A 14602-nucleotide genomic window follows, 5' to 3' on the forward strand; every position below is an offset into this window, starting at 1 on the left:
ATGGGCGTGGTCAGCATATTGACACACAGCTTCACCGATGGCTATAACCGTGAATTCAGCCGGGTGTTCGGGGGCGGGCTGGAGCGATACGTCCTTGATTTGTGCAGCGTAATCCGCGGATTGGGACACATTCCCGAGGTGCACCAGTTGTCCTATTTTGAAGCATTTCAGACTCGCACGGAACAGATTGATGTATATGGATATGCCTACGATATGAATGATGTGCCTGAAGCTTTTGCCCGAATGGCGGCAGCAGCACGGGGACCTGTAATCTATGCAAGCTGCCTGTGGCAGCCCATTGCTTATAAGCCGGGCAGTCTCGGTATCTGCCACGGGATTAACTGGGATCGTCCTGCGTTGCCGCTCGAAACCAAGCAGCAAGTTGCTGAACATATCCAGCTGGCACTGGATGGACTTGTACGCATTGTGTCGGTAGATTCGCATTTTCAGACCTTTTGCCGTGCTGCTTGTACGTTTACCGATCCTGGTCAGGTTGTACTCATTCCCAATGCAGTGGATACCTCCTACTTCACGCCTGCTCCGCCAAGGCGTACGTTCGAGCATGAACAGGAAGACGAATGGCTGGCTGCATGGAAGAAAGATCTTGCGAGCCATGAAGACCATGCTGGAATCATCATCTCCGGGTTGAAGGCTGCATCACTCGTCAGGAAAAGAAACGATGGAGACGGGGTGTTACGGACGGATCGATCCGAGGTGACCGTAATCGCTGAGGAACTGGACTCGGGGGATATCAGAGAGAATGTGACTGGTCGGCAGCCAAATGAGCTGACGGATGAATATTTGAAGAAGCAGATCGAAGATACAACCGCTGCGGGCTATGCGAACCCTCCGCGTCCCTTGCGCATCCTGTATCCGCGCCGCATCAGCATGGAACGGGGCATTATTCCAATGATGCTGGCAGCTGACCGACTACTAGGTGCTTTTCCCGACCTGGAGGTCGAATTTGCCGGAGAACTGGTTGAAGGCAGCACGGTAGGTAGATCCTTCCGTTATTGGCATCGCACGCACCTTCATGCAGACCGAATCAAACATCGCACGTATGATTTTCGGGATATCCGCGAGGCCTACCATCAGGCAGATATCGCTGTGATTCCGACCGTTTTCTCGGAAGGAACCTCCTACGCTTGTCTGGAGGCGATGAGCTGCGGGCTTCCGGTCGTTGCTTCCAATGTTGGCGGGCTGAATGATCTGATTCAGGATGGCTTCAACGGGCTACTGGTACCTCCAGGTGAAGAAGCGCTGACCGCCGCGCTGGTGCGTCTCGTTCAGGACAGGGCCGAGCGGGAGCGACTGGGTATCTATGCCCGTGAGACGGCACTGTCCTACGACATATCCCATTGGCGGAGCAGGTGGAGTACGGTATTGGAATCTTTTCTGGCAGAAGCAGGATTAAAGGAGGGAATTCGGGGATGATGGATACGCCAAATGCAACGGATTTCATGGAATCAAGATACATTCGGGAGGGTGACCCCAAAACGGATACATTGGTCTTTCCACTGCATCCTGCGTGGTGGAGCCGTCCGTATGAATACGAATGGGCGCGCCAGTTTGCACGTCAGGAGGACGTTGTACTCGACGCCGCCTGTGGTATATCCCATCCCTTCAAATTTTGGCTGGCAGAGTACTGCCGGGAAGTTCATGCCTGTGATTGGGATGAGCGTATTATGTCCAGAGAAGCAATCCGGCTGGATATCGCTTCTGATTTTGGCGAGCAGGCAGCACGTGACCTGCCAGAATCGAGCCTGGACAGATTACATCTTGCACAGGCCAATCTGGCCCAGCTTCCGTATGAATCCGAGAAATTTGACAGCGTATTCTGCATCTCCGTGTTGGAACATCTGGATACAGGCACGATGCTTCGTGCCTTTCGCGAATTCGCCAGGGTTCTGAAGCCGGACGGACGGTTGATTGCCACGTTTGATGTGCCCGAGATGCGCCCGGATCTGCTGGAGACGATTATGGCTGTCACCGGGCTGACAATCGAGGGCAAGCTAAGTGTGAATGAACCCGAGGATGCCATCTGGTCTGACATGTATGGCCCGGCGATTCGTTGTTTTCGTGCTGTTATTCGTAAGGAATGATCAGATGGATAAAACGGATTACTGATGAGGGTCATACATTAAGATTAACGCTAAATCTTTAAAACCCTTGGATTGCCTAAGCGTTAGAGATGAACCAGCAGCATTCTGCACTGGTTGGCGTATGCTTCAGTGGCTGCTGTGCCGGGTGATGTCAGGCGCAGCAGGGTGTGCAGGCCCGGCGGAATTGTTGTTGCCGGGCTGCCGAAGGCGGCGGGTTGCTGTGCCGTGATTTGGGCCCATTCGGCCCAATCACGCGCATTGCGCCGCCGCCCGGCGAGCAAAGCGAGCGTGCCCGCCAGTACCATGGCGGGCACTTCGTGCGAGAAGGGCTGCTGCGCGCCATGCGGCGTGCCGAACAGCGTAAGCAGCCCTTCTCGCACGCTCGCGGGCGCGCGCAGCAGCCCGCAGCGGGCCGCAGGCGAAAGCGCCGCGAGCAGCGCCGGCGCCTGGCCGGGCGGCAGGGCCTGCAGCAGGCGCAGCCATGCGGCCCAGGCGCCTACGCGCACGAGCGCATGCGCCGCGGCGTGCACGGCCTGCGGCGCAGGCGAGGCGCAGCTGGCCGGGGCGCCGCACAGCAGCGCTTCGGCTGCGCGGACTGCGTCGGGCGTGGCCGCCTGCTCGCGGGCCCTCCGCCGCGCTGCCGGGGACGCGGCTGCGCCTCGCGCTGAGCCTGCAGCAGCACTGCCGCGGGGCTCGCCGGGCTGCTTGTGACCGAGCGCCCACAGCGCCAGCGCCGCCTCCAGCCCGTGCTGCGCATGCGCCGCCCAGGGCTGCAAAGCTGCCCGGGCAGCGGCGTCCTCGCCCAGCAGGGCCAGCGCCAGCCCGGCGGCGAGGGGCTGCGCCCGCAGCGCGGCGGACAGCGATGCCACGTGGCGCAGCAGCCATTCCGGCCGATGCGCATCCAGCGCGGCCGGGATCAGCGCCTGCCAGGCCACAGGCGGCAGGCTTATCCGCATGGCTGCGCTTGCGATGGCATGCGGCCGCCCGGTTGCTGCAGCCAGCAGCAGCAGGCGCTGCCAGGCTGGCAAGCTGCCGGGCTGCACGGTTAGCGCAGCGGTATACGCCGCAGCTGCTTCCTGCCCGCAGCCCAGCCGTTCGTAGGCCATGCCTTCCAGCGTCAAGCTACGATACGTTCCGGCACCGGAAACGGACGTGTATCGACTGGCTGTGGATGCTGCCACTTTGGCCTGCTTGAGCCATTCGAGCGCCGCAGCATCCCGTCCCTGATCCAGCTCTAGCACAGCACCAAGCTCCAACAAATCGGGGAAATCAGCATATACCGACCTCCATTCCTCAACGATAGCAAGTGCTCTCTCTGGATGACTGTGCTCCCGCCAGGCATACGCCGTTTTGAGTACCAGATCTGAATGATATCCACATTCCGGCGTAAGCTGTGCCAGCAAGGGCTGCAGCAGTCTGAGCGCTTCATCATATCTCGCTTGCTGAAACCATTCGGCGGCCATGGCATACAGCAGTTCGGGTTGATCCGGTGATTCATGGAGAGCGGAGCGAATCAGCCGCATATTACGCTCGGGTTTATTTTTGCCAACAATAACGTCTTCCAGATAGCCATAATGAATAATTTCAAGCCTGGAGTCGACCACACCCCACGGAGCAAAGGACAGAATGGAGGATGCCACTTCTTCATGAATCCTGCCCTGAAAAGCAATCCGGGGATCATTTCGAAATAAACGACATACCGCATCCTTTACACGCTCTTCTCCGGATGTTCCAAGCAGACTTGTGACATGTATCCAGTATCCCCATACATCATCCTGAGTTTGGGACAGCAGCCGTTTCATCTCGGCCAGATTATACTCTGTCTGCATCCAGACTTCATCCGCATCCAGTACCAGAATCCATGGATGCGTGGCAGCGGCAAGGGACAGGTTGCGGGCAGTACTAAAATCTCCGGTCCAAGCTGCATTGATGATAACCGCACCATAACGACGGGCAATGTCGATCGTATCGTCTGTTGATCCCGTATCTACGAGGATGATCTCATCCACAACATCCCGAATGGCGTCCAGACACCGCTGAAGCGACCGGGCCTCATCCTTCACGATCATGCACAGGCTGATTCCTGTCTGCATGTTCATCCTCCGCCCTTCCTATACGGCGTTCTTATTTCTTTCATTCAACTCTCAAAACCATCCGGCCCTGGTAAATCCAGTCTAATCTGCTGCACAACAGGCCAACAGCGGTGCCGCTGACCATCTGCCCCTTGAGCGAATACCTTCAAGTGGTGATCGGCGGCACTAACCAGTCCTTTCACCAGCCAGTTGGTTCCCACACGTGAATCGGACGCTCCATGAAAAGGTTCTTCTTCCGCCCCCTGCCGGACGCCCGCTACCAATGGATACGCACCTTCTGCCAACTGTCCCTGAGAAAGTTGAACCAGCGCATGCAGTACATCCCATTTCCCGGATTGCACACAGCCCTCCATCATCAGCCCGAGCGCCTGCCAGCCATCATACGCTGCTTCAGGTGCTGTTCCAGGCATTCCGGTGGAGTCGGCTTGCTTCGCAGTGCCTCTCACACTCCCGCTTCGCTCTGTCTGTGAATGAGACTCCCCATCCGGACTAGAACCCGATTGCGCACCACGGTACATCCACGCAGTCAGTCGATCTCCCCTCGTTACCGGTCTTCCTTCAATCCAGTTTAGTCGCTCTATCCACATGGCAGCTGGTACAGAAAGATCTCCTTTTTTTCGTCGTACCGTATCCAGCTTAAGACGAGCCTTGCTCCATTTCCCCTGTTGAATCTGGAGCAGAGCCTCCGCCATGGATAACCTCTCTCTCATCCCCTGGGAAGGGTGAGAAGATAGATCTGGTAATAACTGCACAGCCGCATCATAGCAACGACACTGCTCCAGAATGCCCAATACTTTATGGATCGCCTCTTCTGAATGGATTGCAAATCGCTCCTGAATCAGCGTCGCCAAGTGCTGCTCCTGACCGGAAACCCGCATGATTCGAAAAATCCGGTACAATGGTGGCAGCAGGCTGGATTTGGTACGAACCGCTTCCACATAAGCCTCCACTGCGCCTTCAAGGTCTGCCCGCCCTTCCAGCAGCCTTCCCAGGGTGTACCAGGTCTGATAGGTTCCGATACCTTCTTCTGTATGAAATATGGGTGGCGGCGGTCCCATACGGACTGCTTCACGCAAGGATAACTCTGCCTTCTCTGTCTCACCCAGCGCATCCTCACATACTCCGCGATTGTGCAGCAGATCTGTATATTCAGGAAAAAGCTCAAGCGCAGCCTCAATGCGATCCAATGCTTCCTGCCAGCGACTCAAATGCTGGAGGCAGCGAATCTCATATTTAATCAGCAGATGTGCATAGCTCGTCAGGGTGGGATCAATTCCCGCTTTGGCTATGCCAAACGTCTCCATCGCCTGTTCCGTTTCCCCCATCCGCAGATACTCGACACCCAGGTTATAATGATGGAACGGCTGCTCCGGCTCTTCCTTCACCGCTTGTTGCAGCAGCCGCAAATTCCGGTTCATCTTATCCTTACGCTCCACGATGGCCGTCTGATACCCGTAATGGTGAATGATCATGTCCGTCACATGGAAAGCAGCCTGTGGATTCTTACGACAGATTGCCGCCGCAATCTGCTCATGAATCCGACCTTCGAACCGATGCTCCGGCTCGTTTTTGAAAAGGCGCAATACCGGATTAACCGTAACCCCCTGCTGGCCCGACCCCGTATAGTTATGGATATTTAAAAACAATCCGTCACATCCGCTGCCTGCGGTCCAGCTTCTGATCTGCTCCCGTGCAGTTTCATCCAGCGCCTCGTCCGCATCCAGAAAGAGAATCCATTCGCCCACAGCCCGCTCCAGGCCAGCATTCCGTGCCGCGGCAAAATCGTCGCTCCACACAAACGGCACAACCACTGCCCCATGTTCCCGGGCAATAGCAGCACTGCGGTCCGACGAACCGGTATCCACAACAATCATCTCGTCCACCACCCCGCGGACACTTTCGAGGCAATGAGGCAGCAGTTCTTCTTCATCCTTCACGATCATGCATAATGAAATGTGCTTGGTCGGCAAGCTGGTTCCTCCTCTCCCTTGCATGGAACACCGTACGCCAAGGAATACCTTCGGCGGTGCGCAGCTGCTGTTCTAACAAAACCTGTTGTGCATTAAGTACCTTGTCAGCGGGAGAACGAGTCAGCTCCTGTCTGATCACCCCCAGCGCCAGCCGCATATAACAGATAGCAGCTCCAGCTCTTGCCTCCCGTTGTTCTGAATCCCTATCCAATGCCTGCTGGAAAAGAATCAAAGCCTGATCGTAATGGCCTTTGGCGTACACGGCTTCCCCAAGGTAGAAGAGACTTTCCGCATCCAGATCACCTTCTGACATACATTGAATTAGGAGATCAGCAGCTGCCATGGTGTATCCTTGGCGGTAAAGAACAGCTGCCAGCCATTGCTTAGGCACGACGTCGGCTTCGCCGTGTTGAGACTTAATTGCAACTATCTTTTCATACAGCTTCCTGGCAAACGTGAGTTGCCCCGTCTGCACTGCCCGAATCAGTATGTTCTTGCTCAGCTCCGTTGCAGCCGTCGAAAGCGCCTGATGAACTGTTTTCTCAGCTCTGTCATCCTCGACATGCACTTGATCTCTCCCACTCAGCAAGGCATTCAGCATTCTCCAGCCTTCCCTCTCCCGGAGTTCTGCTGTTGCCATGAATGAGTCGGATACAGATAATTCATTTACCCAACAGGTCAACGCCACGTCCAATCGCTGTTCAGGCTGAAGGCTATTAACCTCACTGAGTTCATCACTCCACTGATTCCGCATGTAATGCAACGCATCTGATACCCTGTTTGCACATAACAGCCAATACAGATATTCTCCAGACCTTATTCGCATATTTCGTTCATCTCCATGCAGCACGTTCAGCGCTTGCTCATACGCTCCACTGGAAGCAAGCGCATGTACCACATGCATCAGACCATCCTCGTATGTGACTGCGCCCGGAGTTGCACTCATCGTTGTTGAACGCTCTTTCCAACGTGCAAGTAATGTTTCTGCTATGCTTTCATCCGTCTCTCCGGATTGTTGTAATACATCGGCTAACCCTGTCCAGGCAGGAGTATATGTGATCTCGCTGCCCAAAGCCAGGCTGTACAGATGAACGGATTCCTGCAGAAAGCCTCTTTTTTGTGCAAGCCTTCCCATGGCTGTATAGGCTTTGTAACTATCACAGCCCACGTCTGTTACGTAATCTGTTACGTAATGTCTCTCCATTCGGGCTGGCTCCCTGTGAACATCCTCCGAGGACTTGCTCGCACGTACTTCATCGCTTACCAAATCATCTTTTTGCTCTATTGTCTTCTGATGTATGCCTCGAATCTCTACCTTGCTATTATCGATGAGATCAGTTTCATTGAAACCCTCCCGGCAATTAGCTGCTCTTGCATAGGAATTGTAGGCTCTTTCCTCCAGACCCTGTTGCTCCAACACCTCACCATATAGCAGATGCAGGTCGGCATACCCCGCATAACGTTGTCTTTCTACCGCCAATAGCCCGTGAGCCTCGTCATAGCGCCCCATTACCAGAAGAAGCTTGGCATAGTCCCGAACCAGGGTCGGGTGATAAGGAGCTTGCAGCGGTGTATGAAGTAAAGATTCGGAAAAGGCTTCTGCTGCCTGTTCGAAATGACCTAGCTGACAGTACGTCACCCCCACATTATAGTGGTGAAAAGGCTGCCCCGAATGATCGGCCAGTTCCCGCTGCAAAAGCTTCAGATTACGCATTGGTTTGTGTCCTTGAGCAATCGAGGACGGGAGATAACCATCATGAATCAAACGTAGTGGAGCAAGGGGTTCATGCTCAACAAGCCGATCCTCCTCACAGGTGAAGGAGCCGTTTATAACCGGATCGTCGCCTTCTTTGTCTCCACCAACTCTTGTATTTCCACGAACCAATTGCTCATGGATACGCCCCGCATACCGATATCCTTGATGGGCGCGAAACAATCGCACAGGTTGGAAGATTACGCGCTCTCCCGCTCCCTCACCGGTTCGGTTCTCTATTGTAATCCGCAGTCGCGAAACGCTTTTATGGACTTTGGGAAGAACATTCATAAGCTCTTCCAACCCTTGTATAGCGTATTCATCGGCATCTATACACAGAATCCATTCCGTGTTCGCAAGGGGCAAGCTGATATTTCGAGCATGTGCAAAATCATCCTCCCAACGGGTGTGAAGCACGGTTGCTCCATATTGTCTGGCGATTTCCGGTGTACGATCTGTTGAGCCGGTATCTGTAATAAAGCATTCACTGCCCATCGGCTTGACGCTGTCGAGACAGCGAGGCAGATATTGTTCTTCATTTTGCACAATCATGTGAATTCCAAGTAACCTGTTCTGCATACGCAGCCACCTCCAATGCAAAAAAAAGTACATGAAGCCCACCAAAGGGGACTCCATGTACCTATATGACGATAAACCGGGTTATGTGCCTTGTCCATTGAAGAACACATCAATCGTACTGGCTGCTCCAAGCAGACTGGAACGGTAGGAAAGACGTGTATATTTGAGAAAACGCTGCGGTACCAGAACATCGACAGACCCTGGTAAAATCCCAGTCACCGTGTCCACATCATCGTACCAGTTAGTTCCGTTGGCACTGATTTCCACGCGAGCATCCACCCGATTGACCCCCGGCCCTCTGTTATATACAAAGAAAGAATAGGTGCCAAATACACTCGTCGTCACAGCAGGAAGCGGTGTGAAGGTGTTTGCTGTAGGAGTACTAAGGAGCTGAGACTCCTGAAAGCTCTTTTGTGAGATGGACGTCACGCTGCTGAGCGTTCCGGCTGTGATCGTCGCTCCCAATACGCTGGTTATCGTTCCGTTCAATAAGTTGGTCAGCGTTCCTGCGGTAATGGTTGCACCCAGCACACTCGTAATCGTTCCGGCTGTGATGGTCGCTCCAAGTACACTCGTGATTGTACCATTCAGCAAATTCGTCAAGGTTCCTGCGGTCACCGTGGCTCCGAGAACGCTGGTGATCGTCCCGGCAGTAATCGTTGCTCCAAGTACACTGGTTATCGTTCCGTTCAACAAATTTGTCAACGTTCCTGCGGTCACCGTGGCTCCGAGAACGCTAGTGATTGTCCCGGCTGTAATCGTCGCTCCAAGTACACTGGTTATCGTACCATTCAGCAAGTTGGTCAAGGTTCCTGCGGTCACCGTGGCTCCGAGAACGCTAGTGATTGTCCCGGCTGTAATTGTCGCTCCAAGTACACTGGTTATCGTACCGTTCAGCAAGTTCGTCAGCGTTCCTGCGGTCACCGTGGCTCCAAGAACGCTAGTGATCGTCCCGGCTGTAATCGTTGCTCCAAGTACACTGGTTATCGTACCATTCAGCAAGTTGGTCAAGGTTCCCGCTGTCACGGTTGCCCCGAGCACACTTGTGATTGTACCTGCGGTAATGGTGGCTCCCAGAACACTGGTTATCGTACCATTGAGCAGGTTGGTTAATGTTCCGGCTGTGATGGTTGCACCAAGCACGCTGGTAATCGTACCTGCTGTGATCGTCGCTCCGAGGACGCTGGTAATTGTTCCGTTCAGGATATTCGTGATGGTTCCGGCATTAATCGTAACGGTAGTGAGACCTGAGATATTACTGATCGTACCATCTAAAATGATTCCGATTACGTTCCCGCTTGTATCGGTGTGAACCGGCTGGGCTGTGCCTGTACTATCATGACCAAAAATCAAGGTTCTCAGATTGTCCGGATTCGTGTTAAACGTTGTAAAGTTAGGCATATGCCTCGTCCTCCTCCCTGGTCAAATCAGTTGTATTCCACGTTCTTACGGCATACGCTGCGCCTGAAAATAAACATCGAGCCGGGTTGGCTGATCCGGTTCAACCGACTGGATAACCAGCCGGGTATAACGCAAGAATCGCAGCGGCACTAGCGCTTTGGTCTCGCCTCCCGCGATCACCTCCTGGCTGTCTACAGCATAGTCCCTGGCATTAGGGCTGATCTGAATCTGCACAAGAGCCGGATGTTCGCCCCGATTTACAATGCCATATGTGTACATGCTGAGCGATGAGGTATCTTGAGCCGGGAGAGAATTTATACTACCGTTTGTCTCGGCTCCGACATACGTATGCTCTGTAAAACAGTGAGTAGCACCAGGGAGTCTCGTACGTGAGGAACAACCTTGCTTGAACCGGGGACGAGTAATCCGGGCACAAGGAGGTTTCAGCAATTTAGCGCGGCAGGAACGACGGGATTGGCGACGGCTGACATATTTAGTTGGTTGGTTCGTTCTCTTCTTGCTACGCTTCGCTGTTCGACTCATATCGATTTCCCCTTAAAAAATGTGCTTCCGCATCGTATGCCTGCATGCAAAATACGGGCACGGCATCTGCCGCTATTTGATCATTAACTGTGGGATGGTCCCAATCCCTTCCCCTGTTCCTTACATACACTGCAAGTACATCCTCTTCACGTCTCTATTTCAAAATTTCATTGAATCAGCTCATTCTATTTCAGGCAGATTGGAGGTGGATTAGTTGACCAATTCCAATGTATTCAATCGATCTAACGGTCCCTTATATACTCAACTGACTAATACATTCTCCGCCCCCGGCATTGAGTCCACTCCAGAGGGCGGAGCGGCAGCGGCAGGTAGTTCCTTTATACTAACAACAGGCAGTATCAGTGTGGGAGCCGGACTAAATCTCCTGTTACAAGTCGTAAACGCAACTGGCAGCGGCCGCACACTTTACGTCTCTCGGATCAGCGGAGGCACAACAGCAGCAGCAACACTCAACGTTTACTCCGGTGGTACCATTACGGGCGGCACCACAACCACACCCATCAACACGTTATTAGGTAATGCCAATACCAGTGTAATGACAACCAGACAAATTGCTGGCATATTAACAGGAACATCCACAAACTTGCTGAGCATCCCCCTTACAGCGGGTATATATATGCTGAATTTGAATGGCTCAATCATCGTCCCTCCAGGACAAACGCTAACCATAAGTGCGGGAACCGGTGCTCAAACAGCTGCAATCAACCTTTCCTGGTGGGAATTCTGACATATCATTTGAGAAAAGGAGGTGTGCACAATGCCGAATGATCACGTGTTCAACCCCCTAAACCGTCCCGTCTATACTTCCACTACGAATACGTTCACCTCTCCCGGCATTGTGGCTCCACCTGAGAACAATGCCGGAAGCACAGGCAATCTGTACAATGCAGGCTCAACCAACTCCACTACATTAGGATTACTGGGGGGCAGTGTTGTTGCTACTGTACAGCTGACCAACCCGGCCGGAAGTGGAAAAACTGTATATATATCGCGGCTCTCCGGCGGAATAACGGTTGCGCTCAACTTGCTTTCCTCCTTCAGCGGTTCCATGAATCTGTCTTCAAATGGAACACTGACATCACCGAGCACACTCACACCAGTAAATAGTAACCTATCTAGCAGTAATACCAGTATTGCAACCGTCCGGTTCTCCGCTGCTGCGCCTACGGGTACCACAACCCTATTGGCTATGCCCTTGCAGGTAGGTCCATTTCTATCCAATGAGGTAGGACGTTACGTGGTTCCTCCAGGCCAGTCCATTAATTTATCCGTCAGCGGCTCTCTTACTGTGGGGGGACTCATGGCCTCAACTTCCTATTTCTCCTGGTGGGAAGCATGATATACTGCCCTATTCCAAGGAAACAGCCGCTTTCGGTTAAGTAACCGAAGCGGCTGTTCATCGTTCCTCTTCTTTTTACCGCAACAATGATATCACAGCTGTCTGACGGACTTTTGCCCAAGCTCTCCTCCAGTCGACTCTGCTGGATGCGGCTGTTTCCCCTCCCATAAGATCCGCTGCAGCAGCATGCCTGCCACACCAATGGCCAGTGTCGCCATGCCGATATATTGAAAAGTGGGACTGGGTCCCACACTCCGAATCAAGGCACCGCCAGCAAGTGGGGCAACGACCAGCACGACACTGGAAAGCGAATTTTGAATACCGAATACACGGCCTACATAGGCAGGAGGGGTTTCTTTTTGCAGCAGGTAATTCAACGTCACCATAAACAGGCCATTGCCCAGCCCGATGCAGAGTCCCCATATGATGACCCAGATCCCTGACGTGTGTGGACCGATCCAGCCCAGCGCAGCAATTCCGGCACCAATTAGCACATATCCTCCACCCAGCCCCCAGCCATACCCGATTCGAGGAAGCCGATTTAATAGCAAAATAACCAGAACCGCGCCGGCTCCCGCAGATGATCCCAGCCAGCCGATCAGAGCTTCGTTGCCCGGCTTGATCTCCCGAAACAGCGTCGTAAACTGGTAATCGATCATGAGGATAGCCATTAATCCAAAACAACCAAACAGAATTGTACTCAGAAGGGTACGGCTGCTATGGATAAACCGCCAACCTTTCTGCCATTGGGAGAACAGGGACTCCGTGGTCTCCGCTGCCTCCAAAGGAATTCCGTCCGATGCAGACGGTTCCGATTTCTCTGTTAAACGCCGTAAAGGCCACAACACAGCTCCGGATAACAGGCGCGTACAAGCGTTGATTATAATGCAGACCTGCGGTGAAAATACGGCCAGAATGACTGCGCCCAACAGCGGTCCCGCCACTTTGGAGCATTGGTTCACAAAACCATTCAGCGATGATGCCTGAAACAGATGTTCCTCTGCCACTACCTGACGTGTCAACGCCTGTTGGGCTGGAACGTGGAATACGCCCATCATGGCTCGAAGAGCAAGAAGCGGAAGCAGCCAGCCCGCACTGGGCGCGAACAGAATGGCAATCGTTAGCAGAACGGTGATCACATCACAAAGCAGCATGATTTTCACCTTATGCAGCCGATCGGCCAGTGCCCCTGCAACAGAGCCCAACAATATGCCTGGAACAGCCATACATACTGGAATAAGAGCAATAATTAACGGATCTGCACCCCACCTATAAGCGACCATGATCTGGATGGCGAGTGCGTCAAACCAATCTCCAAAGGTCGCGAGCGCATACGCCATAAACATCCGCATGAAGCGGAAGTTGGTCCATAGGCTTTTGGATGAGCCATTGGTCGGAATGGATGATGAATCGGGTTCATTTGAAATGACGGTCATACGTTATGCTTCCTCCCTTGATTACAGCCTTGTTGCTGGCTTGTATATTCCTTGGCTGTAACCATAAGGGCGTTATATCAGAGGAAGATCAGAGGCTGGAGGAAAGGGGAATAAAAAAGTGGAGATTTCGGTCAAAATTTGCTGCCCATAAGCAGGCACACCGTAACTTTTGGAGATTTCCGCATGGACTTGACGGTATTTGCTTTGAAGGCGCCCCTCTATCCGGTGATGTGCCATGAATAACAATATCTGATAAGCGGAATTTAGATATAGCGGTGCGTTCAGTGTCATTTTCAATACGTCGAGACCATCGTCCATTCTTGGCTCTGCCTCACGGATTCGCCCCTGTCGGAGCAGCCATAGGCCTTCCATGATTTGAAAACGTCCGATTTCCCGCAAGTATGGCGCATCTTTCAACCCGGAACGCAGGACAGCCATCTGATCCTCTACCGCTTCGCCGCTGCCACCCCACAGTTCCACATACAATTCTGACAGCTTGACCGGAAGTATGAAATGGATCAGTTCATCTTTCTCCATTACATGATACGTTTCCATGAGTCGGGCTTTGGCTCGTTCATACTGGCCTACCTCTGCGTAGACTTCAACAATGTTGAGAATACGAAGTTCACGATGCTGATCCGCAGACAATGCGGATGAATTCAGAGCCTTTTCGTACAATAGAAAACTCTCCGAGGGTTCAACCAGTGCATGTATAAAGATCAGCAGCCAATACAAACGCTCCTCCAAAGGGATTTCTGTCGTTGTAATCAGCCATTCCAGATCTCCCACTATAAAATGGATGTACAGCTGATAGAATGGATCAACCTCAATGCCCAGCGCTTCTTGCTGATCCAGCAGCGTAAGCATCGATTTCCCCTGCCCATACAGATGATATTTGCGAAATAAGCCATGAATCGCTTCTCGCATCTCCTGATCTTGAGCGGAAGGGTTGGAGGGCAGCATCGTCATATTAAGTCGAATATTAAGCCTGTAACCATAACCGCGCACGGTCTCCAGTGCAATTTCTTCCCAACGTTTCAGTTTCTTGCGCAGCCGGTATACATGGTCGTCCACGGTTCGTTCTACCGGATATTCCAAGGGCCATACCCGGTCCAGCAGTTGACTGCGAGTAAAGGCTTTTTCCTTGTTCTCATACAGAAAACGCAGCAGCGCAAACTCCTTCGCCAGCAGGCGAATGGAATCGGTACGCCGGGTTACGGTGTATGTCCCTTCATCAAATTGTAACGACATGCCTGGCCCTCCTGTCCATAGGACGAATAGATTCATGGGTTAAGGTGAAGATAACTATCGGCTCGACCATCACATGATGTGATGAATTATTGTGTTCAACATATCACAAAAAAC

Annotated in this window: 11 protein-coding genes; 4 read left to right on the plus strand and 7 right to left on the minus strand. The window is 52.9% G+C overall.

Annotated features, from left to right (window positions below; translation table 11 throughout):
- Nucleotides 1-1434, plus strand: a complete 1434-nt coding sequence (locus P5G61_RS08395; protein ID WP_301246055.1) for a glycosyltransferase family 4 protein — start codon at nucleotides 1-3, stop codon at nucleotides 1432-1434.
- Nucleotides 1431-2102, plus strand: a complete 672-nt coding sequence (locus tag P5G61_RS08400) for a class I SAM-dependent methyltransferase (RefSeq protein ID WP_301246056.1) — start codon at nucleotides 1431-1433, stop codon at nucleotides 2100-2102. The genes P5G61_RS08395 and P5G61_RS08400 overlap by 4 nt, the downstream gene beginning before the upstream one ends.
- Before the next feature lie 83 nt (nucleotides 2103-2185).
- Here the strand turns inward: P5G61_RS08400 and P5G61_RS08405 are convergent, their stop codons facing one another.
- The 5 genes from P5G61_RS08405 to P5G61_RS08425 form a co-directional block, all read right to left on the minus strand.
- Complete coding sequence (locus P5G61_RS08405; protein ID WP_301246057.1) at nucleotides 2186-4201, minus strand: glycosyltransferase; 2016 nt, start codon at nucleotides 4199-4201, stop codon at nucleotides 2186-2188.
- Nucleotides 4202-4239: 38 nt separating this feature from the next.
- Complete coding sequence (locus tag P5G61_RS08410; protein WP_301246058.1) at nucleotides 4240-6165, minus strand: tetratricopeptide repeat-containing glycosyltransferase family 2 protein; 1926 nt, start codon at nucleotides 6163-6165, stop codon at nucleotides 4240-4242.
- The gene (locus P5G61_RS08415; protein ID WP_301246059.1) at nucleotides 6122-8497 is read right to left on the minus strand and encodes a TPR domain-containing glycosyltransferase; all 2376 of its coding nucleotides are present in this window, start codon (nucleotides 8495-8497) and stop codon (nucleotides 6122-6124) included. The genes P5G61_RS08410 and P5G61_RS08415 overlap by 44 nt, the downstream gene beginning before the upstream one ends.
- Nucleotides 8498-8578: 81 nt before the next feature.
- Entirely contained in the window at nucleotides 8579-9898 is a 1320-nt protein-coding gene (locus P5G61_RS08420) for a DUF6385 domain-containing protein (RefSeq protein WP_301246060.1), read from the minus strand.
- A gap of 45 nt (nucleotides 9899-9943) precedes the next feature.
- Entirely contained in the window at nucleotides 9944-10441 is a 498-nt protein-coding gene (locus P5G61_RS08425) for a DUF6385 domain-containing protein (RefSeq protein ID WP_301246061.1), read from the minus strand.
- A gap of 214 nt (nucleotides 10442-10655) precedes the next feature.
- Between P5G61_RS08425 and P5G61_RS08430 the strand changes: the two genes are divergently transcribed.
- Both P5G61_RS08430 and P5G61_RS08435 read left to right on the plus strand, forming a co-directional pair.
- The gene (locus P5G61_RS08430) at nucleotides 10656-11189 is read left to right on the plus strand and encodes a hypothetical protein (protein ID WP_301246062.1); all 534 of its coding nucleotides are present in this window, start codon (nucleotides 10656-10658) and stop codon (nucleotides 11187-11189) included.
- Nucleotides 11190-11219: 30 nt separating this feature from the next.
- Nucleotides 11220-11801 carry a hypothetical protein gene (locus tag P5G61_RS08435; protein ID WP_301246063.1) on the plus strand — a complete coding sequence of 194 codons (582 nt, stop codon included), beginning with the start codon at nucleotides 11220-11222 and terminating at the stop codon, nucleotides 11799-11801.
- Nucleotides 11802-11893: 92 nt separating this feature from the next.
- Here the strand turns inward: P5G61_RS08435 and P5G61_RS08440 are convergent, their stop codons facing one another.
- Nucleotides 11894-13237 (minus strand): MFS transporter, encoded by a 1344-nt coding sequence (locus P5G61_RS08440; RefSeq protein ID WP_301246064.1) that lies wholly within the window; start codon nucleotides 13235-13237, stop codon nucleotides 11894-11896.
- A 72-nt stretch (nucleotides 13238-13309) separates the two neighbouring features.
- Nucleotides 13310-14488, minus strand: coding sequence for a winged helix-turn-helix domain-containing protein (locus tag P5G61_RS08445; RefSeq protein ID WP_301246065.1), 1179 nt, complete (start codon nucleotides 14486-14488; stop codon nucleotides 13310-13312).
- Nucleotides 14489-14602 lie beyond the last annotated feature (114 nt).

This window comes from Paenibacillus vandeheii (assembly GCF_030433635.1).
GTDB lineage: Bacteria > Bacillota > Bacilli > Paenibacillales > Paenibacillaceae > Paenibacillus > Paenibacillus vandeheii.